We start from the raw sequence: 22,479 nt of genomic DNA, 5'->3' as shown, positions 1-22,479 counted from the left end.
CCAACATATGTGCCAATCAACAGCTTCCAAGTGGTTTACTCTACTTTTGGTGCATAAGCCGTTCAGCTTGCTATGCCATATCTTCCTATAGTGCTTGATATGCAGCCATTGCATCTTCAACATGTAAAGGTGGCGTCCAAACATGCCCTTCCGCATTTGTCGTAACAAAAATATACACTTCGCCATTTTTTTCAATTAAAGAAGCTAAGCAAAGCCCTGCTTCAGGTGTATAGCCAGTTTTGCCACCAAGAATGGCACCTTCGACCCCATCCATTTTTGAAAATAAAGTGCTAGCAATCGTTAACTCATTTGGCACTTGCGTTGTGTAGCTTTTTGTCGTCATAATCTTATAAAAAGTAGGATTTTCAATCGCATATTGAAAGAGCTTGCTAATATCACGAACACTCGATATATGTGCTGGATCATGAAGCCCACTAACATTTTCGTAATGAGTATCATTTAACCCTAGTTCAAGTGCTTTATCGTTCATCAGTTCCACAAACGCTTTCTCACTCCCTGCAATGGCCGTTGCTAGCGTGGCTGTTGCATCTGCACCTGATGCAAGTAAAGTACCGTATAGTAAATCCTCGATCGTTACAAAATCGCCTGCCTGAAAGCCTGCCATCGAAGCATTTTGCGCAGTATATGTTGCAATTGTTTGTGGTGTAACCATCGTTTGCATTTGAAGATCTTTACTCGCCTCAATCGCTACAATGGCTGTCATAATTTTGGTTAATGATGCTGGATAGATAATAGCATCCGCATTTTTTTCATATAACACCTCTCCGCTATCGTTTACCAATAAAGCATTTTTACTATGTAACGAAGGTAGCTCAATATCCACTACTTGTTCTTTGGACTTATTCGTATAGAAAAAAAATGCGATGACACCAATACAACAAATTAATACAAACTTTTTCATAAAAAAACGCCTCCCACACATTATAATAGGAGGCAATTATGAATATTCCTGTAGGATATTTATGAAGAAATTCTTAAGGATTGCGCCAATATTTCTCATTACGTAATAAAAGCTACTATATATCAATAAAAATCATCGAACGCTAGAGAAATGTTTTGGATTTTCTTATCGGATAATTTAAAAAATACATCCTGTGATACATCTAACTTTAGTGCATGGTCCTTGGCTAATCCAGCATAAATGCCCCGTAAAATCCGCCCAGTTAGACCATGGGATATGACAATCACGTTTTGTTCATCTTTTACACTATCGAGCCAATCAGTCAATCTAGCAACAACCGAGTCGTAACTTTCTCCATTCGGTGCATTGAAATACCAATTATAATGGTCTGTGTTTTCTAAAAGACTTGGCCAAGACTTTTCAATTTCTTTTATTGTAAGTCCAGCCCAATCTCCAACAGCCACTTCGGCTAGTCGATGGTCCTTTACTACATCATTAAAATCATAGCCTATCGTTTCGCAAATAATTTCTGCGCTCTGCAATGCTCTTCCTAAAGAACTTGAAATAATTTTCCAATCTTGAGGATTGCCTAGTAAGCTTTTTAACATAACTGCGTTTTGTTGAACTTGTTCGATGCCAACATCGGTTAAGGGTGAATCCAACTCGCCTTGGTATCGTCCTTGTGTATTAAAAACCGTTTCTCCATGACGAAGTAAATAAATAATTTGCCTCAATCCCGTTCCTCCTCTATCTCTCTATTGCCAATTGCTAGTCAGATTGTACAAGCAAAGTTAAAAAAGTACAAATAAATACACTAAAGAAATGAAGAGACAGAGTGGGCTATACAACCATGTATCATTTCTTGCAAACTGTGAATGTTTTATTTTTTTAAAAAATCCTACATATTTAAAGTCGCCTATTGCTCGTATCAAGAATATAACTGCACAAACCGTACAACCAAGTGTAAAAAAGTTAAATTCTTGCACATTCCGTAAGTAAATCCCTTTTATTAAGAGTAGGAATGCTGCTACCACAAGAAGGAATGCTACTAATAACGTTCCTATTTTACGAGGAACGAAAGCCGGTTCTTGGCTGCCTTTCTTTATAGGGAGTACTACCATCACACCCCAACGACCACCAAATGCCCAATAGACGTGTATTATGCTTATCAAAAACAGAACACATACAACGAGTAGTAAACTGATCATTACCTATTCCCCTCCCACTTTGTATACTACATACCAAAACATACGATAACGTATGTTTTGGTCATTTATTTGTCCCTTAAGTTACTCAACTGCAAGGGACATGTTTCTTTTCTTGTTATATCTTTAGTAATAGTTCAAGCATTTTTCCTATCGTAAAATTAGGATTTTCTGTAAACCTTGTCATCCATCCTATATACGTTAAATAAGCAAGTCTTGCTCGTTCGACCGCTTCTAATTCATCACTTCCTTTTTTTTGATATAAATGAGCAATACAACGAATTCGCTGTTCCTCAATGTCGACTAACCGCTTTGCAACAACTTGGTTATATTTAGCCCAAGTATAAATGCCTATTTCAATTTTTTTATCACTACTAAAACTGATTGTAAAAAGCTCTTCTAATGACGAATCTTCCTGCTCCATACTATGAATAATGCGCTTTGTAGCAACCATTTCCCAATAATTGAACATAGCATCTAACAGTTCTTGATGGTCACGAAAATGGTGATAAAAACTACCTTTACTTATGTTCAGTATACGTGCGAGCGTTTCAATACGAACTTTATGTATGCCTGCGTCCGCTAATTGATGTAAACCAGCCTTTATCCAGTCTTCTCTTGTTAATTGCATCATTTCACCCTCCAACATACGCTATCGTATGTTTTCAACAGAATATAACATATTGTAAATTTTGTCAAACAACATTGGTACAGAATTTAAATGAGGATGGGACATAACTAAAAAATTTAAGGAACAGAGGAAAGGTGTTCGTAAATTTTCCCTATTATAGGAACTTGACTATTTTAAAAAAATAGAAGTGTTCACTAGTTGTTGGTAGCGAAGGCGGTGACTCCTGCTCAGAACGCATACAATGTAAGACGCGGGCATTCCGCGCGTTAGCGAGGGTTGCGGCTTACTGTGCTGAGCGGAAAGCAACGCCGAAGCGGACAACAACGGCGCAGCAAAAAAGTGTTAGATTGACTGCCATCAATCTAACACTTTTTCTCTTTTGTCCAAGCCTCATCGCATTCATATAAATAGCTAATCTTCTTTCTTACTACCCTTGTTGACATTGATGTTGTTATTAAAGGTGATTGTAATGTGTAAAAATGTTGGTAAAACACACCCAAGTAACAATAGTAACGGCACTATTTTTTTCATCAAACTCTCCCTACTATATAAAAATCATCTATTCACTATATGAATCGTTCATAGTGAATATGATGAATGCTTATAGGTCGTCAACTTCCTAGCTATTAAAACGTACTATCAAAAAGATTTTCCGCAATCGCTTGTTCAATATCTGAAGCCGTAAATTCCATCAGTTCATTTCTTGTAATAGTAGGCTGTTGGATTAAACGATTCGACTGGATTGTTACCAGCTTTTCAAAGACATTTCGGATATAACGTCCATTTGAAAAGTTCGGGATGGATTCAACAGGAATTTGAGTTAATTGTGCTTTCATATAGTGGGTAAAAGTATCACCATAACGATAATCGTTATTTTTACAGAGCATCGCAAAAATTTCATACAGCTCATCCGTAGTAAAATTATCAAACTGCACAAAATGATTAAAACGCGATTTAAAACCTGGATTGGCTTGTAAAAATGCCTCCATCAGCTCGGTATAACCAGCTACAATAATGACTAAATCATCCCGTAAATCCTCCATTGCCTTTAATAAGCTATCAATGGCCTCTTTACCAAATGCATCTTGTTTATCATGAATTAATGAATAAGCCTCGTCGATAAATAACACACCACCGGTCGCTTTTTTCACTACTTCCTGTACCTTTAAGGCGGTTTGACCAACATAACCTGCTACTAATCCCGCTCGATCGGTTTCAACAAAATGCCCACTAGACAATACACCAAGATGTTTGTATATTTGCCCAATAATGCGCGCAACAGTCGTTTTGCCTGTTCCAGGGTTACCGGAGAAGACTAGATGATACGTAATTGGAAAACTCGTTAAGCCATGATCGACACGTAAACTTTGAATTTTAATAAAGTTGATTAAATTATGTAATTCCTTCTTGGCATTCGGCAGCCCGACAAGGCCATCTAATTGCGCCTGTAGCTTGTTAATCTCTCTCTCTACTTCAGGCGTAATACGTAAACGTTCTCCGTGGATAAACTCCCCGCTATAGATAATTTTACCAGCCTCATTATAATAATCCCCGCGACCATGCTTTTCCCCATTTACAAGGTCGCCAATATAAGATGCCTGTCCATTGGCATAATAAAGAGTGCCTTTCCCTGTCATCGCATCCTCTTTAAATTGACCTTCTGCTTCTAGCACACCCTGTCTTGAATACACTTTTCCTTTACCATGCTTCATATCTTCAAAAAAATACCCTTCATAGTAAAGGGGGGTTAAAGCAGATTCAATTTCCACTGTGCTTGGTGTTTCGGGGGCATAGTTCAGCTTCCCTGCCCCTTGCATATGGTTCCACATAAAATCGCCTTCATATTGTAAAAAACCACTTGGGTAATATTGTGTACCTTTCCCTTTTTTCATGCCATGTACAAATTCACCTTCATAATGTGGTCGATTTAAATGCGGATATTGCGCCCGTATTTCTTTAAAAGGTGCAATGACAGTCTCTTCAAAATACAAAATACCATAGCCATCCATTAAATCATTGCGAAAATGGCCCTCGTAATAAATCTTTCCACCTTTATATAAAATACCATTGCCTTGTTTTTTATTTTGAATAAATTCGCCTTGATAAATCATTTGTCCCTTTAAATACATGATGCCGTTACCTTGCTTCATATGGTTAACAAATTCACCTTCAAATAATCGTTCACCTTCTTGATCAAAAATCGTCCCCTTGCCATCGTATATATCATGACCAAAATCATTTTTCTTAACGCCACCACGGTACATTAATGTCCCATCTGGGTAAAAAAGCTCTTTTTCTTGATGATTATCGTTCATTTTATTGCCATCCTTTATCATTTCAGTATATGCTCAATTATAGCGTGGAACAGAATACATATGTGCGAATTTTTAGAATTTAAGGAGAACAATATGAAAAAAAGATATAAAATACTTTTCACGATTCTATTACCCCTTATCATCCTTTATGTGGCGACAACTTTACTTACTCGAGATTCTACTTTTAATAAGGAAGTAATCGAACAACTCGATATTGAACAGATTAAGGAAATTGAAATTATCCGAGCATCTGATGAGAAAACAATTACAATAACAGATACAGCGAAAATCGATGAAATGATGCATTTGCTCGAAGATAAAGCGATTCGCAAAGTGCTTTTTGCCAAGTCTGACGTAAAAGAGGCATACTGGTTAACATTCAAGATTAATGATAATCGTGAAATCGGCATACGGATTGATGATTCAACCCACCTTTTTGTATATTTATATGAAGAAAATTATATGAAAGACTATAAGCTATTAGATAAATTGGACACGACGTATATTGAAAAATTATTTTAATATGACATAAAAATTAGCAAGAAGACCTAGTAACAGGAACAGCATATGTAGTAAGACGCAAACTGCGCCATCCAAAATATTGCGTCTTACACTGTACCTTAATATTTCCTTATTGACGTGATTAAACTAACTGTTTAACCATCGTGAAATAGCTACTTCCAGGCGGATAATCTTTTATTTCCCCAACAACTAGATAACCTCTTGCTTCATCAAATGTTCGCGCTTGAAAATCATAGGTAGTTAACAATGCCTTTTTAGCGCCCATTTTGATTGCAGTGGCTTCTGCTTGTAAAAGCAATTTTCCACCCAAGCCCTGTTTTCGATACTCCTTGCTAAACCAAAACTTATTGATTTCTAACCAATCCCAATAAACCTCTCGTTGGAAACAATAATATTTAAAGGCTGCACTGCACCCTTCTTTCGTATTTCTTTATGATAAGATGAATGTTCATCATTAAACTCTCTTAACTTAGTATTTAGAAATGTAACAAATGCTTCATGATTTTCTAATAAAACTTCTACATTGTCATTCATCTTTTTCACCCCAACTTAAAAAATAGTGACAATTGCGGTACCTATCGTTCTTTACGTTTCTTCATTGCCACGACCGTGACCATAATGACGCCCAATTTTACTATTAAAATAAGCACGTAGATACTAAAAGAAATCATCGCTGGCAACAGCACCAACCACCACGACCATGTTATAACCTCTGTTAGCTTGAGCACAATAAAAATAACCGTTAACACTTCTGCGATCCCCATGTTGTCACCACCATTGCTACTTATTATTGTAAAAAGTATAACCGTTTCCCTTTGTATTTTGGCATTGTATGGAACATAGCTTACCAAAAAATCGTTTGCATTCTATAGATAGGAGGTACTGTATGGAAGTAAATTCAAATCTAGCATCCATGGTACTATTCATTTGCACCCTCCTTTTATTTTTTATCATCAGTTCATCTGCCACATATTTAAATTTTTTTATAACTTACTTTCATTTTCACCCTTTAAGCGCTGTATTGCTTATGACAATCACTTGTTTTTTTCTAGCACTGATTGGTTTGAAAGATGTCAAAAATATACAGTCATTATTTTTAAGCTTTATACTAATCACATTAACCCTGATTTTTGCAGGAATCATCTCTTTTACATTATTCATTGGGCATATGTTCAGCTAATAGCCCCTGTTGTTTTAAAAAGACTAGTTTTAGTCTCCCTTCTATTCATTTACAATATAAGCGAAATAGACAAAAAAGGAGCTTGCAAATGAAAATTACACAGCTAGATCATTTAGTTTTAACTGTAAAAAATATTGAAGAAACATGTACTTTTTATCAACAAATATTAGGAATGGAAATCGTGTCATTCGGAGAAGGAAGAAAGGCACTTCGCTTTGGCCAACAAAAAATAAACTTACATGAAGTAGGTAAAGAATTCGAACCTAAAGCCATTAGACCTACATCAGGCAGTGCTGATTTATGTTTCATTACGGATGTACCTTTACCCGCTGTCATAAATCATTTACATCAATTTGCTATTCGAATAGAAGAAGGACCAATTAATAGAACAGGAGCTCTTGGCCCCATTACTTCAGTCTATATTCGTGATCCTGACAACAATTTAATCGAAATTGCTAATTATTAATTTGAGGATACAAACAACGAGGTATTTATGATACACAGAGTACACCGGAAAATAATTGCTATGCTGATATAGTTATAAGGCCAATCCTTTATTTCAAATATTGAATAAATCTTCAACTTACAATGACTTTAAACAGCACAGGAAAAATGAGCTTGGAATTGATTGTCCTAGCTCATTTTTTAACAAAGGACAAGTTGTTCTCTTTTTCTATAGTTACACTTTGTTTTACTATAAAAGCATAGTTATAGTCTTCGTCCTCACCCATTCACCACTGTAAGCTCCCAGGTAGTTGAATTCTCCATTGCGGATCATAACTCACAACCTCCTGTTAAATGTTCAACTGGCTTATTTAGCAAAATTCTAATATTGAAGGATGTCCCTCATCTTTTCAATCTTAGGGACTCTTGACACACCACACTCGAACATTAATAAAAATCACAGTACACAATCCAATCCCCTTTTTCTGGATTGTAGAAAAAATAAAAACTACCACTATCTATAATATTGAAGCGAGCCTTTTCATCAGAACTTATTTGAAATATAAATGGGTATTCTTCCCCGAAAGAAACGCCACTTTGAGTAAAAGAAGGATACCCGCCAATTTTATGCGTGGCATATATTTTTTCAACAATGTCATCGTAATATTCAATGTCCTCCTCAAATTCAAGCCGTAAAATTTCATTTTCAATTGCTGGGGTAATACTATCCGAATCTTCCCAAGCAGGTGCATCATTATTAATGAATACAGGGGTTAAAGGAAAAGGCTTTATTTTCTTAGATTGTTTATTTACCTTTTGTAATTCATCCAGTTCCGTATAACAATTTATCTTAAAAAATGAAACTAAATCATCTCTATCTAGATTATTGAATACATCGAAGTCCATATATAGGGTTAATAATTGATAACTTGTTAATTCCTTTGGTACATAAGGTAAATTATATAAAAACATTGTACAAATAGGGTCGAAATTAGATGGAATAGTTTCTCCTTCTTTTTCCCATACAACTTTGCCAATCCAACTTTCACCTAATTCCTCTGTTGGTCGGTATCCTCCTGTTTGAAAGATAGTAGCTTTTTTAAATAGTGCATGTTTAATTTGTGCAATATTCAATAATTTCACCTCCTAGTATGTTTGTTATCTATTATATTAAATATCCTAGAAATTCGAAAAGCCTTTTTACTGTTGTCTAACTATCCCGCTTCTGTAGAGACATGAAAAAATTTAATCTAAATGTTAATGACCTAAATATTAACATTTATCAGTATTGTATTTCCATTTATTGTTTTACAGTGATAAAGAGGTACTTATTAAATAGTAAGTATCAATAAATAAAATAGTAAAGGAGGTTCCTTGGTCGGAAGCATTCAATTTATCATCGAGGTAACTCGCACAAAGTACGTATATACTAGGAGGAAGATACATGACAACTCAACTAATTCGAGAAAAATTTTCGTTTGCAGATTTACCAGCAGTGAATTCAAGTTATGACAAAGTGAGAGAAGCATTCAAGGAAAAATTCAAAGTCAACCCTGATGGAATCGCCGTCAATAGTGAAACGTATTTTAAGGGGGTTAAGCCTGCAATCACTGAACAATATGGTCACCCATGTTTCAAAACACTTGGTGATTTTTCTTATACAAAAGGAGATGGGGCACCACCTAAGTCAGTCATTGTTGGGAGCAATATCGCAGTAAATCATGGAGATGAAGCAGCTACGATGACTTTAGAAGTTCAAGGTAGCTGGCAAAGTCAACAAACATGGTCTTCTGAAAGTACAACTGGATTAAATTTTTCCTCCAAATTTACGATTGAAGGAATTTTTGAATCAGGCATGGAGTTCTCTTTTAGTACGACTACAGGAGAATCAAAGAGTGAAACAGAATCTAAAACAGCCACTGCAAAAATTGAGGTGACAGTACCCCCAAGAAGTAAGAAGAAAATTGTAATTGTTGGTACATTAAAAAAAGAGACGATGCATTTCCGTGCACCTATTTTTGTCAACGGCATGTTTGGCGCAAATTTCCCAAAGAAAGTACAAGATCATTACTTTTGGTTCCTTAATGCAGCAAGTGTCCTAAAAAATACTTCCGGTGAAATAACTGGAACAATTCGAAACTCGGCTGTCTTTGATGTGCATACGGAGATTGGTCAAACAGAACCATTAACAGTTGAAGAATTAAACGAATTCATGGCATTGAACTAAATAGCTGGAAACTTTATCGGTGGGATCCTTCAACCCACCGATTTTCCATTAGTAGCCACTATCACCTTAGCTTCTTAGTTTACGATAATCGCCTTGTTATGCTATGATTTTTTTGTATTTTTAAGCATAAGGAGGAGAGATTATGTCAAAAAACACCATGATATGGACCATTATTACTGCTGTTCTGACTGCTATGGTATACATAGATGGCTATTACTTGTGGGGTATCTTTTTTGTCACTATTCCTTTAGCGGTTGTATCAGCTATCATTTCGATGGTTGTTACATATAAAGAACAACGACCTGTCTATATGCTTGTAAATGTATTGTTCAATTTTATTGCGATTATTGGTTTTTTTGTTTTACACAAATAACTTGAGGTAATAGCTATCTTAGCGCGTACACCCACTCGTAGAATTTAACTACTGCAGTTGATTTCCGCTACGTGCGGACGCTTCTCATTCAACATAGCGTTAGCCGCAACCCTCTGCTTGTAAGCGGTTTGATTGCGGCTAACGCTGTGTGTATTTTCCCTACTCTCCGCTAAAATCTCATGACCTTTTTCAGAAGAAGGTTAATCCTTTCCGTTCTTTGTCTACAAACATCATATACTCACCTACTCCAACCGTTCCAAATGAATCCTCATCAGCGCTATTAATTTGCCATATTCTATCAATTTCACCCTGTCTATTAAATGTTTGTAAAACTGTTAGCAAGAAGCTTAACAATTTCTCCAATGTATATCAAAAGGGCCTCTATACCAGCGTTTCTAATCGTTAAATTTTATCGTCCCTCCATCACTTTTTCATAAATGTTTACGGTGTCCGCACAAATTTTGACGGTCTCCGAAAGCAAAAATTTCGGAATCCCACCATTGTAATGTCGGAATTTGTAATGATAGGATTAAATTAACTCGAGGGTATATCTATTGCTGTTGCAGCAAACTTATGAAATATACAGATTCTAGCGATTAATAAAAATTTACATTGCTATTATTTTTCATCTTTCCATAAATTCGTGAAGGAAGGTTCGTGTGAGAGATTTAAAAAAGGGCACTATTTATGCAATTATTTCAGCTTTATGCTTTGGCATAATGCCTATTTTCGCAATAAAAGCATATAGCTTTGGTATGTCCGTTTATACATTACTCGTTTTAAGATTTTCAATAAGCTCTTTATTATTTTTTATATTTCTAATATGGAAAAAAACAACGTTTAAAATAGGCAAAAAGGATTTCAAGTTACTTTTTCTATTAGGTGGTGTGTTATTTACACTGCTTTCAGTCTTGCATTTTGAATCATTAAAATATCTAACATCATCGATGGCCGTCTTATTATTATTTTCATTTCCTATATTTGTATCAATTTTTTCTTTTTTTATCTACAAAGAAAAGTTAAAGATACAATCAATCATCGCTTTATTATTCACCTTTATTAGCATGATTTTTTTATTAGGGGTTTCTTTTCAAGGTATAAATATGAAAGGTGTAGCTTTAGCGTTACTAGCAGCTATTGTCTACGCACTTTATATGATCCTTGGAAAAAAAGTCACTGATAATAACTCCCCAGTCGTAACAAGTACGTATGTTACCTTATTTGCTGCACTAGGTGTAATTTTAATTGGCCTAATTAGAAATGAACTACATTGGAATTTTACTTCAAATGCATGGATTTACGTATTCTACATTGTTGTTATTTCAACTATTATTGGCGAAATAACGTTATTTAAATCTCTACAGATTCTTAATTCAACAAATGTTTCGATGATAAGTATGGTCGAACCGATATTTACTTCTATTTTTGGCTTACTATTTTTGCAGGAAGTTATGCAACCGCTTCAATTATTAGGAGGCTTATTTATCTTAATCGGATTAACTTTTTTAATATATTTTCAAAACAAAATTTAGTTCAATTCAATTACTCATCGAAAGGAAGATTCTAACATGGTTTTAAATCTAAGTGAACAGAAACTATCCATTCCTGAAGGAACCGAAGATGTTTTAGGGCTTGATATGAGATATCGAGAACACATCATCAATATTATTAAAGAAGTATATGAAAACTATGGTTTTAATCCACATAAAACACCTATTTTAGAATACTTAGAGACATTTAACGGACACCACGGAGAAGGAGAAAAGTTATTTTTTCATATAAAAGATAAAAACGACAAGGATTTAATTGCTCGCTATGATTTAACCGTTCCACTGGCTAGAGTAGCAAGTATGTATCCAGATTTACCAAGACCTTATAAAAGATATCAAATTGGTCCCTCTTTTAGAGATGACGAGCCTGGAAAAAGTCATTTTAGAGAATTTACCCAATGCGATGCTGATATAATTGGCGCAGACAGTTTATTAGCTGAAATCGACATTACAGTAATGGCACATGAATTACTAACTATATTAGGCATAAAAAACTTTGTTTTAAAAATAAACCACCGACTACTTATACAAGCTTTAGCACTAAAAGTCGGTTTGCAAAGCAAAGAAGAGCACCTCGGATTACAAAGAGCTTTAGACTATGCTGATAAAGTGTCTAAAGATGGATTACAAGGTGTTAAAAACAAACTATTAGAAAATAATATTCCTTTAAATATCGCAAATCAAACCCTAATGGAAATTGAGAGTTTTGCTAACCTTTTAACGCAATTTGATGATTTACAAAATCAAATCAATCAAATTGAAAAGTTCTTTGATAACTGCCCTTCCGCAGCAAAGGCGGCAGCCGATTTGAAATTTATCATGTCTTATTTGCCAAAAAATGTTCAATCCAATATAAAAATAGATTTAACATTAGCAAGAGGAGCAGATTATTATACAGGTTATATATTAGAGGGCGTTGCAATCGATACTGAAATCGGAGCAATTTTAGGCGGTGGACGATACAATCAGTTAGTTTCAGCTGTGGGCAATGCAAATGAAGCAGGCGTTGGCTTAGCCTTTGGTTTAGAAAGACTGTTATCCGTTTTGAAAAGCTTAGATTATATTGATAAAAATATCGAGCTACCTTCCAAAATATTGTTAGCTAATACCAACGTAGAATTCCATCCAAAACTATTTGTGATTGCTCGGGAATTAAGAAAATACTATGATGTGGATATTTATTATAATCAATCTCCATTTGGTGACATCGTCCATTTCGCTCAACAAAATAAGCATCAAATGATTATAGAACTTATTGGAAAACAACCATTAATTCACGCTGTCATAGAGAATGAGACCATGCAGTCGAAAGTGACTGATATTTTAAATAATTTAGACTGTATCTAATGATAACTACAAGATGTTAGGAACACGATTGTTAAACAACTTTTCTTGAACGCCAATTACTAAACATCCCCCCATGAAAATATTGATACTAGGATTGTTACGTTAACTTTTACAAGACGTAGCAATCCTATTTATATGTCATAAATGTCAATTCATAACCAAAACTTCACAAGGCATACTAAAGCTAGCCATGATTATTAATTAGCCACTTTTGCCGTCATTCACTGCGTAATTCCACTCATTTGGTATAACATAATTCTTTAAAATTACAGCCCTTACAGCGCCATTCATCCGTCGTTTGCTGAAAGTCTTCAATATCCACTGGCTCGTTCGTCAGAATATCTGCTTGAAACTTAATTTAAGCTCTCATACAGGTTCTGAGTAAATCAAAACCTTTATGTAACAACGGTTTTCAATTATAGCATTATCATTATTAATCGCTAACTGTTACTGTAAATCGTTTTTGGTCGCTTTTTAGTCACTTATTTTATAACGAAAGACCATTCATTCTCCCGGAGTGTTCTGTTCTATTAGCGTTACTCACGCCCCTATAAATTCAGTGTTTTTGATATTTCTAACAAATTTAAATATATTAATATCGGAATTAAGAAAAATTAAAATGAGGTTTCAAAATGAACAAACTAGAACAAACAACCCAAGAATTACTGAAAGTTGGTTATACGCTTGAGGAAATAATTGAACAAACTATTATGCAGCATGGAACCGCTAACTAATTAGTTGTCTGTTTTTTATATACTTTCCACTCTTTATTTCCTACAATAGGAACAGAGAAGGAGGATAAACAAACTCATGAAATTAAACAATAATATCCATATGAATAAATTCCGCATAAGAAGATGGGTAAACTTGCACCGTGAGCAAGAAATCCTTATTACAAGTGAACATTATAATCGTTTGGGTGATATAGGATTGCTGAAAATTATAAAAATAGCTTCATATAAAGATAAAATCATTTCATACGACCCGCAATTATTTGAGGTTATGCAATCTAATGTTGACCCTACATCTCTTTCAAAACTTACTAGAGACTACACACAATACACTAGAGAACGTTATTTAAATAATCAGAAAAAATCAACTCATTATATTTGAAAAAAGATTGAGGCTGAGACATAACTAAAAAAATTTAAGGAACAGAGGAAAAATGTTCATAAATTTTTGCTATATGGAGCAGAAAGCACCACCGAAGCAGACAACTACGGCGCAGCAAAAAAGTGTTAGATTGACTGCCATCAATCTAACACTTTTTCTCTTTTGTCCCAGCCTCTAGTTATTTATTTTGATGACTTAATAATAAGTACTCAACTTGTGTTTTAAGGGCTTGATTAACGTTCTGTGTTGCACTAATTTATACTGCACCAGTGATTTCTTTATAAACTCAAAAACTATTTACCTCAGCTATTAAACTGTCTACAAATTCGATAATTTGTTCCATTTTTACTTTTAGACATAGTGAAGGACCACTTTCTGATGCTCTATGACTATTCTTCTCCCCTGCATCTAATACAAAAATTAATCTATAATAAGGCTCCCACTCATCCCTTTCATGTTCGGGTACTTGAAGAAAACCATGTCCAGGATAATAATAATTACCAAATAGAGGAATGTGATAAATACACAAACCTGGATCGTGAGGCTCTAGCATACTTAGGTGCATAATATCAATTTGTTTTAAATCATCTAATAACCTTAAGAAATCTCTTTTTAAGCAAGCGATTTCTGTATGTACCTCTGGAAAAGCAGGTCCGTAGCGGAAATGAATGTAGAATTTTACACTCTCATCATTAACTAATTTTAAATTTATTTCAACTTCACAGCTAGGTTGACCACCATAATCTTTTAATAAAGCCATAAATAATTCCCCTTTACCCTTATTAACATTTGGTTATACTAGATAAAACACAACAATCTACAGTTACTATACCATGGCAGCCGAAATATAAACTTTAAGATTATCCAGGAGCAACTAGCTCACTCATATATAAAAATGATGCGTGCGACTATTTAAATTAATTGGTCTCTTGCGGTCACTCGCTCCATATTCCACTCATTTGGTATAACATAATTCTTTAAAATTACAGCCCTTACAGCGCCATTCATCCGTCGTTTGCTGAAAGTCTTCAATATCCACTGGCTCGTTTGTCAGAATATCTGCTTGAAACTTTTTCATTTCCAGTACACTACGTCGAAATGTATGTAAAATAGTGTCCATATCAAATGATGTAAATGTATATTGCTTTCGCTGCCCCGTTAGTAAATATTCATTGTATACCTCAATTTTCTCTAACGTTACCCCGTATTTTTGTTGGACGTAATAGGCATAGAGCGCTAACTGCTGACGATCATCATCGGATTTTCCTCCGGTCTTCCAATCGATAATAATCCATTTATCGGCCATATCATCGTAATAATGAAAGTCCATCACCACAAAAACCTGTGTATCCTCAATTTTCATTGAGCGAAACTGTTCGGGTTCACCAACCCGTAATGAACCTGTTTGCGCAGTTATTTGCATAAACGTCTCACTTAGAAGAAAGTTTGTAAATACTGCGTCCAACCTACTTTTATAGTCTGTTATCAATTCAGCATTTAGTTGACCGTCATAGTAAATTTCCTGCATCATGTAATACTTATTAGGCTGATGTCGCCACAAGTCTCCATGACGGGTTGAATCAATAAAGGCGGCATTTAGTTGACCACGAGCACGATTAACAAGCTCCGCAACTGACGGCACTGCCCCCGTTTGCAAATAATCAATAATGGTTTGTTCGATGAGCCGGTGAACAATTTGTCCAAATAAAATAGGCATCGCTTGCAACTTTTTTAAGCGATACACATGCTGATGAAAGGGCTCAACTTGATAGCTCAACCAGCCATTATGAGCAAAATAATATTCATATCCATATTTTCTGGCGCAGCTCGTTAACGTTTTATGGCGTGAAAATGACCAAGAAAAAGCTGGAAATGGTGATATGTCAAACATGGAAACCCTCCTTATAACTGGTGGAAGAAATCATAACAAAGTTGCAAAATCAACACAATTGTGACAACGCGTAACAGAATTTTTACTTGATTCGCTTTTACCTTAGTAGCTAGGATAATGCCTATTTGTGCACCAATAATGGAGCCTATCATTAAGACAATTGTTAGCGGCCATTCAATTTTTCCCGTTGCAATATACGTAATAGCTGCCCCAGCACACATGGCAAAAACGCCTACACGAGACAAACCTACTGCTTTTATATAGGAAAGTTTTTCATGGGCATAAGTATATAACGCTAACGTACTACTACCCGGACCAAATAACCCATCATAAAATCCTACCCCAAGCAAAATGGGACCTGTTTTTCGATTCATTTTAAAACTGTCCACTTCACCAAAATCAGCCCCACCGATAAAGGACATGATTAGTGCAAAGCCTAGTAAAATAATAGCAATTAGTGTTAACGTCTGACCATTCAGAAAGGAAGCAAAAAGCCCACCTAATGTTCCCCCAATTAAAGATACAAGCAAAACGGAACGCATTTCCGCCCATGACAATTCCTTTCTTCTATAAATCGTATAAAAGCTAGAAAAAGCACTGACCATATTGGAAACTTTATTTGCCCCAATCGCTGAGTGAACCGGCACGCCCATCAGCATCATCGTTGGCAATGTGATTAAACCCCCACCGCCGACTAATGTACCAATTAGATTTCCTGCAATACCGATCACTAAAAATAAAACGTATTCCATCTAATCCTTCTTTCTACATCCAAATGATGTTAATCTTATGTTACAGTATAACAGAATCCTATTTTGAAAGATGAACATATTGAGGTGATCTTCATGCATGCACAACAAAAAACACCCATGCCGCGGCTTTGTAAACAACTAACGATTGTTGTAGCAACCATTTTTACTGCTAGCATTACTGCAACGTTAATTCAATATCGTAAGCTCCCCTCATCCATTCCTGTTTTACAAAGCTTTACGACTGACCATGCACAGTTTGGCCCTAAAATCGCCATTTTCTATTTACCCTTTGTAGCGTTAATGCTTTTTTTACTTTTACACTACTTAGAAATAAAGGCTGCTTATCCAGTAGTACGAAAACACAAGCCATTCCTTTCTCATCTGGAGCGACAAAATGGTATGATTACTTTTTGTCTTATTAAAAACAGTATTTTGCTATATTTTACATATTCACTTTTTAATGATTTAACAGTGGCAATGGGACATCATCGTATTTTACAACAATGGCATGCATATGCATTTCTTGCTTTGTTATTCGTTATCTTTATCGCCGGCATTATTCGCGGGCTATTACTTCAACATAAAGCAAAAAGCTAGCTGCACAATCACCTTTGCGCACTAGCTTTTTCTTATAATAACACAGTGCCTAACTACTGATTTTAGCGCCCCTTTTTCCTTATCAACTATTAGCAAAAAAATAATAAAATTTCCCCATAAAACCATTGACCGAGAATGATTCTCAATGATAAAATTTCCGTAAAAAAACGACAAAGGAGGACGACTTATGTCGAGTTGGGGATCAAGTATTGTAAATGCTGCTAAAAAAACGGCTAAAGATCAGATTTGGCCCGTTACAACTATCGCTAGTGCGGTGGGTGGTGGATTGCAGGGTGCAAGTATTGCTAGAGAAACAGCCAACCAAAACAAAGCAAATGCACACATAAAAAATGTTGCTAATGTTCACTTACCAGTTAAAAATGTTGCCAAGACTGTTGTTTCAACAGCAGTAAAAACAACTGGTATTGGCTTAGGCGTAACACTTGGCGTAAACTTTGGCTATCGTTTAGGGCAAGAAAGAGGATGGTGGAAATAATCGCTTCTTTCAAACTTAATTTTTCTGAAAATATAAAACATTTGGATATTTGCTACAAAATACATGATGAGTTATTGACTCAACAATGCTTTTATAATGAAGTAAAAGAATATTGGGAAGTAAAGATTGAAAACTTTCCTAACAATACATTATATTACTTTCAAACAAAGGATAACTACTTTTTAGATCCGAGCAATCCAATAATTCACCAAGATGGGCAAATGATTTATTCTGTTTATACAGAAAAGCAAAAAACACAACAAGTTAATATGACAGCAAGTGTTACTATAAACAATCAAAAAATAGATGGTGTCAATATTACACCTACAGTATTTGTAAATGATGTTTTTATTTCATTGTCAATCACATTGCATTTCAATAAAATGGCGCAAACAACAGCGCATATTATCACAATTGAATGGATTAGTCCTGAAGAAACGTACTATATAATGGACAACCTTTTACGATTCGAAAAAGGCGCAACTAAAGTTCAGGCAAATCCTCATTTACGAATTGACCCTTCTACTATGAAACTAGGTATTTGGCATGTAAGAATTTTAATTAGTAACATTCTCGTGCAAAAAGTACAATTCAAGTTATCAACCATTTCATACTTCAAGGAAAGTTGGTGAAGTATTATGTGGTATTATCAATCACTCGCTTATTTTTTATATTTTACTTTAATAATATTTATACCTTCATTTGTAAGGGGTTCGCCTTACAAAGAGACCCCGAAGTCTTCTTATACAAGAAGGTTACTAGCCTCTATGGTAGTGGCTCTTATCATGACATGTATTGTTACTCTTTTAGATATAAGATTTCCTTTTGGATTTGATTAACTCACTCAATTACTACCCGATAATGCTAGGTATCTATTGAGGAAAGATTGGTATGCCAGCTTCTTGTGCAAAAAGTACAATTCAAGTTATCAACCATTTCGTACTTCAAGGAAAGTTGGTGAAGTATTATGTGGTATTATCAATCACTCGCTTATTTTTTGTATTTTACGCTAATTATTTTCGTATCTTTATTTGTAACAGGTTCGCCTTACAAAGAAACACCAAAATCCTCCTATACAAGAAGGTTATTCACGACTATGGTATGGGCTCTTTTCTTAACATGCATAGTTACACTATTAGATATAAGATTTCCTTTTGGATTTGACTAGTACTGCCCTTACTATGATGATAGTTTAAATACATTGCTATTGCATGCATCTTCTTCAAACAATCAGGAGGTGTTTCCAATTAGGAATACGTCAAAAAAAGATAAAGTAATAATCGCATCAGGCTTTTTCTTTCTTGTTTTTTTCATAAAGTTAGTGAAGGAAATGGATGATTTAAGTTTACTGGATTTACTAGCATCTTTTCTTTTAGCAGTAATAGGTACTGGGATATTTTTCATTCTTAAATATCCATTTAACAGCAAATAATCTCATTTTATACGATAATCAACCATAAAAAAGTCGATTGCATCCTAAAATTTTGGACCAAACGACTTTTACAATTTATATTACATCATTCATTTTCTTTTTATTGTGGGAGAAGATACTTTCAAAATATAAATTCATTAATATCAGCCCTAATGCAAAAGCAATAAGACCTCCACTAATAAATGCAAGTAACAGTTTATAAAATAATCCAAAGTCAGCTGTATATTGATAATAATTTAATATTAGAAAAATGCCTATTGTGCCAATAATCGAAGTAAAACTAGAAATACAATATGCCCATATAAATTGTTTTCTACTGTACAAAATATTCCCACATCCTTTCAATGTGCTTGTATATATTAGAATGAGAAAAATAAAGCAAAAATATGCATTTTATAAACATTTATTTGAAAATAACAAAGGTTTGTTTTTATTATAGAAATAGAAAGAAGCAGTACTTAACGCTCCCCCAACAAATTTTCCGTTTTTTGTACTGGGTTTCACAAATTACGGAAAATAGATTATACTGGAACTAACTATTAACAATCTTATTCAAAAAGGGGAATCTCCTATGACAGAAAATAATCAGACAGAAGCACCAAAAAAGAAAATGAGTCTGCAAGAAGCAGTAAAACAACAACTAGAAAATAAAAAGAACAAAAATGCTGCGACTAAAGGGAAAATGAATGGCGATACTTCTACAAAAAAAATGAAAAGTCAGCAAACTAAAAAAGCAAGTAATACGCGTAGAAAAATGGGCGTTTAGTGGACATAGCACGCTAGATCAACAATCATTGATAATTCCAGATCCACTATAAAAGAAAAAGCATTCAAGGAACGGCTATGTTCCCAGAATGCTTTTTCTCTTCTTAAATCTCTTGGCGTAAAGATTGAACTTCTTCAAGTGATAAGTTTGTTAACTCGATTATCTCTTCATTGCTGTTACCTTTTCTAATCATCTTTCTTGCAATGCCTTCTATACCTTGTTTCATTCCTTTTTTCATGCCTTTTTCTATGCCCTTTTCTATGCCTTCCTGTTCTGCATGATATTTTGCATCTTCGATATTAGCAGCTTCATCTAGCATATATTTGACCCTTGATTGATAAGCAAGAATGGTTTCGGGATCTTGACTAATTTCTTGCCATGCTTGAAACGCTTTACGTATGTTTTCATCTGTCATTGCGATGTCCTCCAATGCATTGTATATATCTTGACGAACTATCTTTTTACTGTCATCTACCATACCTAGCAACAGTAACCACCTGTCTAATTTATTAGAAGGATGTTGTTCCTTTGCCCATACCTTCAAAAACTTATCCATTTCAATAAAATGAATTTCTAACACATTGTCTTGTATACGTTGTAAAGAAATATCGTCATATAAATGATAGGTGCTATGATAATGGGCTGCATTTGGAAAAAAAGTAAAATCACAAATATTAATTGTAATGGTCGGGTTCAATGTATGGTATCCCTTTCCCTTTTGTAACTGTAGGTTGTACAATCTTGACCAATAAAATAAAGTACGTTTAAACATGTCTTTTTTATTGTTTATCCTCTATATATTCGCCACTGACTTCTTGAGTAATAAAAGTCACTTCATTTATAGGTACTCTGCCAGTACGTTGTAAAATAGCATTTAACAATGCGATTGTAAATTGCTTATTTCGTTCACTACCGAAAAGTTGCTTAAAAGCAAAATCGATCTTTAAATCCAATAATTTTAAAAGCGGAACTTGACTAAGTGTATTCAAATTATCATTCACCTCTGTATCGTTTGCTCTCAATGTTCTCGATTACTAGCTTGAACAGTTAAGACAAAGACGTTTTACTGAACTGAACGAATATTTGTATTAATCATAATTCGTAATAATATCGTCGAACAAATTATTATTCCCGCATACGGGTAAAATAACGGTACATGAATAAAACCCATTAAAGTCAAAGCAATGATGACGCCACAAAGCACTAAAATTAAGGAAAGAATGTTTTTCATTATTGATTGCCCCCTTTCTGTTTTGCTTGCATTGATTCTGTTACTGCTAGAGTAACTTGCCCATAACCGACATTTCAACCGACAATATTTTTGTCGGTTGTCGTTCTATATCGGAAGTACATCCTCATCTCTATTGCTAAATTTTGTAACATTCATTTTTTCTAATTTTTTATTATTGAATTCAAGTACCTCATCGCATATCAATTCAATATCTTTTGACATATGGCTCGTTAGAAGAATCGTCACACCTTTGTTCTTCAGTTCAAGTAATAATGTACGAATCTCTCGCACACTCGTTTTATCTAATCCGTTAAATGGCTCGTCAAGGATTAATAAATCAGGATCCTCCATAATAGCCTGAGCAATCCCTAATTTTTGTTTCATACCTAAAGAGTACTTTTTTACAGGTTGTCTACTTTCAGGATTTAGCCCTACCTTTTCAAGTGTAGACTTAATCGTTGCATCATTTATTTTATTTTGTATTGCAGCTAAATAGCGTAAATTATTAAAACCAGAATAGTCATCAAGAAAATGAGGCGTTTCTATCATGATGCCTGTATTTTTAGGAAAGTCTATTTCTTTTCCGAGCGTTTGTCCAAATACTTTTATTTCACCACTATCAGGGGAAAGAAAACCACTCAGTATTTTAAACAAAATTGATTTACCGCAACCATTATGACCGATAAAACCATACGCCTTACCCTTTTCCAATGAAAAAGATACAGCATGAAAAATGCACTGCTTTTTAAAAGTTTTTGAGATATTTTTTACTTCTACAATAAACTGTTGCATCATTTAACCCCTTTCCGAAAAAATTAACATATTTTTTTGGCTAGAAATGGAGAGATAGATCACGCTTCCTCCTATTACCAGTAACTGTGTTATCAGAAAGCGTATGTAAGTTACGTAATCTACTAGTATATTTGCAACAAATGTATGCTGTCCTATTATTATTGGGAAAACTAATTGTAAAAAATAGAGGATAACTACAAAAATAAACCCACTACTTAGTCGGTTAAATTTAATTGATACCGCAAGTTGCACACATGCAACACAAAAAGTACCGATAAATTGTCCAACAAATGCAGGAAGTATTAGCTTTAGAAACATGTTCTCTTGGGGGATTTCTATACCTGAGAACAGTGATTCAGTAATTGGCATTGAATGGTCATACAGCGTAAACGAACTAATCCATAATATGATTTGATAGACAAATAACACCAACCATAGTACAAAAGCGAGGGATACAACATGCGAAATAATAAATAGGTATCGCTTTTCTATTCTTAGCATACTAAAAATAGCTTGCTTCCCCATCATATGCGCTATGTATACATCTACTATCATGGCAATTCCAAAGTAGGGAAGCAATAGAATGAGGATTTGTATAACATGTAGCTTCTCCATTTGTATCATCCCTATACATACTAAATAAACATCTATCGCCGAATAGTTAGTATACCCCTGGTTATATAAAGTATGGAA

At 34.6% G+C, this 22,479-nt stretch carries 28 protein-coding genes and 1 pseudogene; 12 read left to right on the top strand and 17 right to left on the bottom strand.

All coding sequences use genetic code 11. From position 1 onward, the window contains the following. Positions 1-85 precede the first annotated feature (85 nt). The 5 genes from T479_RS09605 to T479_RS09585 form a co-directional block, all read right to left on the bottom strand. Positions 86-922, bottom strand: a complete 837-nt coding sequence (locus tag T479_RS09605) for a D-alanyl-D-alanine carboxypeptidase family protein (RefSeq protein WP_024361895.1) — start codon at positions 920-922, stop codon at positions 86-88. A gap of 122 nt (positions 923-1,044) precedes the next feature. Then, positions 1,045-1,656 (bottom strand): histidine phosphatase family protein, encoded by a 612-nt coding sequence (locus T479_RS09600; protein WP_024361896.1) that lies wholly within the window; start codon positions 1,654-1,656, stop codon positions 1,045-1,047. A 57-nt stretch (positions 1,657-1,713) separates the two neighbouring features. Beyond that, positions 1,714-2,130, bottom strand: coding sequence for a DUF3995 domain-containing protein (locus T479_RS09595; protein WP_038509620.1), 417 nt, complete (start codon positions 2,128-2,130; stop codon positions 1,714-1,716). 115 nt (positions 2,131-2,245) lie between these two features. Then, positions 2,246-2,758, bottom strand: coding sequence for a TetR/AcrR family transcriptional regulator (locus T479_RS09590; RefSeq protein WP_024361898.1), 513 nt, complete (start codon positions 2,756-2,758; stop codon positions 2,246-2,248). A 626-nt stretch (positions 2,759-3,384) separates the two neighbouring features. Beyond that, a complete protein-coding gene (locus tag T479_RS09585; RefSeq protein WP_025219382.1) occupies positions 3,385-5,073 on the bottom strand; it encodes an AAA family ATPase in 1,689 nt (562 codons plus the stop codon). Positions 5,074-5,166: 93 nt separating this feature from the next. Here T479_RS09585 and T479_RS09580 point away from each other — a divergent pair, with 93 nt between their 5' ends. Continuing rightward, positions 5,167-5,595: a hypothetical protein gene (locus T479_RS09580; RefSeq protein WP_025219381.1), complete on the top strand. Its 429-nt coding sequence runs from the start codon at positions 5,167-5,169 to the stop codon at positions 5,593-5,595. Positions 5,596-5,716: 121 nt separating this feature from the next. On the opposite strand, the gene T479_RS23160 is transcribed toward T479_RS09580, so the two are convergent. Genes T479_RS23160 through T479_RS09565 form a run of 3 tightly spaced genes read right to left on the bottom strand, consistent with a single transcriptional unit; the run spans position 5,717 to position 6,359 of the window. Next, positions 5,717-5,905: an N-acetyltransferase gene (locus tag T479_RS23160; RefSeq protein ID WP_227665437.1), complete on the bottom strand. Its 189-nt coding sequence runs from the start codon at positions 5,903-5,905 to the stop codon at positions 5,717-5,719. A gap of 44 nt (positions 5,906-5,949) precedes the next feature. Next, positions 5,950-6,129 carry a hypothetical protein gene (locus T479_RS23155; RefSeq protein ID WP_036204891.1) on the bottom strand — a complete coding sequence of 60 codons (180 nt, stop codon included), beginning with the start codon at positions 6,127-6,129 and terminating at the stop codon, positions 5,950-5,952. Between the two features lie 41 nt (positions 6,130-6,170). Next, the gene (locus T479_RS09565; protein WP_025219380.1) at positions 6,171-6,359 is read right to left on the bottom strand and encodes a hypothetical protein; all 189 of its coding nucleotides are present in this window, start codon (positions 6,357-6,359) and stop codon (positions 6,171-6,173) included. 122 nt (positions 6,360-6,481) lie between these two features. Between T479_RS09565 and T479_RS23515 the strand changes: the two genes are divergently transcribed. Together T479_RS23515 and T479_RS09560 are read left to right on the top strand one after the other, a co-directional pair. After that, the gene (locus tag T479_RS23515) at positions 6,482-6,775 is read left to right on the top strand and encodes a hypothetical protein (RefSeq protein WP_024361902.1); all 294 of its coding nucleotides are present in this window, start codon (positions 6,482-6,484) and stop codon (positions 6,773-6,775) included. Positions 6,776-6,863: 88 nt separating this feature from the next. Then, positions 6,864-7,241 carry a VOC family protein gene (locus tag T479_RS09560; RefSeq protein ID WP_025219379.1) on the top strand — a complete coding sequence of 126 codons (378 nt, stop codon included), beginning with the start codon at positions 6,864-6,866 and terminating at the stop codon, positions 7,239-7,241. A 425-nt stretch (positions 7,242-7,666) separates the two neighbouring features. On the opposite strand, the gene T479_RS09555 is transcribed toward T479_RS09560, so the two are convergent. Beyond that, positions 7,667-8,362 (bottom strand): DUF1963 domain-containing protein, encoded by a 696-nt coding sequence (locus T479_RS09555; RefSeq protein ID WP_227665436.1) that lies wholly within the window; start codon positions 8,360-8,362, stop codon positions 7,667-7,669. Positions 8,363-8,663: 301 nt separating this feature from the next. Here T479_RS09555 and T479_RS09550 point away from each other — a divergent pair, with 301 nt between their 5' ends. The 5 genes from T479_RS09550 to T479_RS09530 all read left to right on the top strand — a co-directional run bounded on the left by T479_RS09550 (position 8,664) and on the right by T479_RS09530 (position 13,829). Beyond that, positions 8,664-9,446, top strand: a complete 783-nt coding sequence (locus T479_RS09550) for a hypothetical protein (protein ID WP_025219377.1) — start codon at positions 8,664-8,666, stop codon at positions 9,444-9,446. Between the two features lie 142 nt (positions 9,447-9,588). Further along, positions 9,589-9,819, top strand: coding sequence for a hypothetical protein (locus tag T479_RS09545; protein WP_025219376.1), 231 nt, complete (start codon positions 9,589-9,591; stop codon positions 9,817-9,819). A gap of 659 nt (positions 9,820-10,478) precedes the next feature. After that, a complete protein-coding gene (locus T479_RS09540) occupies positions 10,479-11,351 on the top strand; it encodes a DMT family transporter (protein ID WP_025219375.1) in 873 nt (290 codons plus the stop codon). A gap of 36 nt (positions 11,352-11,387) precedes the next feature. Then, entirely contained in the window at positions 11,388-12,716 is a 1,329-nt protein-coding gene (locus T479_RS09535) for a histidine--tRNA ligase (protein ID WP_024361908.1), read from the top strand. Positions 12,717-13,526: 810 nt separating this feature from the next. After that, positions 13,527-13,829: a hypothetical protein gene (locus tag T479_RS09530; protein ID WP_024361909.1), complete on the top strand. Its 303-nt coding sequence runs from the start codon at positions 13,527-13,529 to the stop codon at positions 13,827-13,829. A gap of 286 nt (positions 13,830-14,115) precedes the next feature. On the opposite strand, the gene T479_RS09525 is transcribed toward T479_RS09530, so the two are convergent. From T479_RS09525 to T479_RS09515, 3 genes are all read right to left on the bottom strand, one after another. Further along, positions 14,116-14,589, bottom strand: a complete 474-nt coding sequence (locus T479_RS09525; RefSeq protein ID WP_025219374.1) for a hypothetical protein — start codon at positions 14,587-14,589, stop codon at positions 14,116-14,118. Between the two features lie 195 nt (positions 14,590-14,784). Then, the gene (locus tag T479_RS09520) at positions 14,785-15,720 is read right to left on the bottom strand and encodes a PD-(D/E)XK nuclease family protein (RefSeq protein WP_025219373.1); all 936 of its coding nucleotides are present in this window, start codon (positions 15,718-15,720) and stop codon (positions 14,785-14,787) included. An 11-nt stretch (positions 15,721-15,731) separates the two neighbouring features. After that, entirely contained in the window at positions 15,732-16,472 is a 741-nt protein-coding gene (locus T479_RS09515; protein WP_024361912.1) for a sulfite exporter TauE/SafE family protein, read from the bottom strand. A gap of 93 nt (positions 16,473-16,565) precedes the next feature. On the opposite strand from T479_RS09515, the gene T479_RS09510 reads away from it, so the two are divergent. The 3 genes from T479_RS09510 to T479_RS09500 all read left to right on the top strand — a co-directional run bounded on the left by T479_RS09510 (position 16,566) and on the right by T479_RS09500 (position 18,197). Continuing rightward, on the top strand, positions 16,566-17,069 hold the full coding sequence (locus tag T479_RS09510) for a hypothetical protein (protein ID WP_025219372.1): 504 nt from the start codon (positions 16,566-16,568) through the stop codon (positions 17,067-17,069). A 187-nt stretch (positions 17,070-17,256) separates the two neighbouring features. Then, positions 17,257-17,565 (top strand): hypothetical protein, encoded by a 309-nt coding sequence (locus tag T479_RS09505; RefSeq protein ID WP_025219371.1) that lies wholly within the window; start codon positions 17,257-17,259, stop codon positions 17,563-17,565. Continuing rightward, on the top strand, positions 17,553-18,197 hold the full coding sequence (locus tag T479_RS09500) for a hypothetical protein (RefSeq protein ID WP_025219370.1): 645 nt from the start codon (positions 17,553-17,555) through the stop codon (positions 18,195-18,197). The genes T479_RS09505 and T479_RS09500 overlap by 13 nt, the downstream gene beginning before the upstream one ends. An 875-nt stretch (positions 18,198-19,072) precedes the next feature. Here T479_RS09500 and T479_RS09495 read toward each other — a convergent pair. Then, entirely contained in the window at positions 19,073-19,321 is a 249-nt protein-coding gene (locus T479_RS09495; protein ID WP_024361915.1) for a hypothetical protein, read from the bottom strand. Positions 19,322-19,568: 247 nt separating this feature from the next. Here T479_RS09495 and T479_RS09490 point away from each other — a divergent pair, with 247 nt between their 5' ends. Continuing rightward, positions 19,569-19,763, top strand: coding sequence for a hypothetical protein (locus T479_RS09490; RefSeq protein ID WP_024361916.1), 195 nt, complete (start codon positions 19,569-19,571; stop codon positions 19,761-19,763). A 103-nt stretch (positions 19,764-19,866) separates the two neighbouring features. On the opposite strand, the pseudogene T479_RS09485 reads toward T479_RS09490, so the two are convergent. The 4 genes and pseudogenes from T479_RS09485 to T479_RS09470 all read right to left on the bottom strand — a co-directional run bounded on the left by T479_RS09485 (position 19,867) and on the right by T479_RS09470 (position 22,401). Continuing rightward, positions 19,867-20,764 (bottom strand): annotated as a pseudogene (locus T479_RS09485) (Rpn family recombination-promoting nuclease/putative transposase). Positions 20,765-20,826: 62 nt separating this feature from the next. Then, positions 20,827-20,994, bottom strand: a complete 168-nt coding sequence (locus T479_RS23695) for a hypothetical protein (RefSeq protein ID WP_158497877.1) — start codon at positions 20,992-20,994, stop codon at positions 20,827-20,829. Positions 20,995-21,099: 105 nt separating this feature from the next. Further along, complete coding sequence (locus T479_RS09475) at positions 21,100-21,789, bottom strand: ABC transporter ATP-binding protein (RefSeq protein WP_407080993.1); 690 nt, start codon at positions 21,787-21,789, stop codon at positions 21,100-21,102. Further along, on the bottom strand, positions 21,790-22,401 hold the full coding sequence (locus T479_RS09470; protein ID WP_137036895.1) for a hypothetical protein: 612 nt from the start codon (positions 22,399-22,401) through the stop codon (positions 21,790-21,792). Positions 22,402-22,479 lie beyond the last annotated feature (78 nt).

The organism is Lysinibacillus sphaericus (assembly GCF_000600105.1).
In the GTDB taxonomy this organism is placed as follows: Bacteria; Bacillota; Bacilli; order Bacillales_A; family Planococcaceae; genus Lysinibacillus; species Lysinibacillus sphaericus.
Note: the sequence above shows the minus strand (reverse complement) of the source record. Positions and strands in the feature narration are given on the sequence as shown.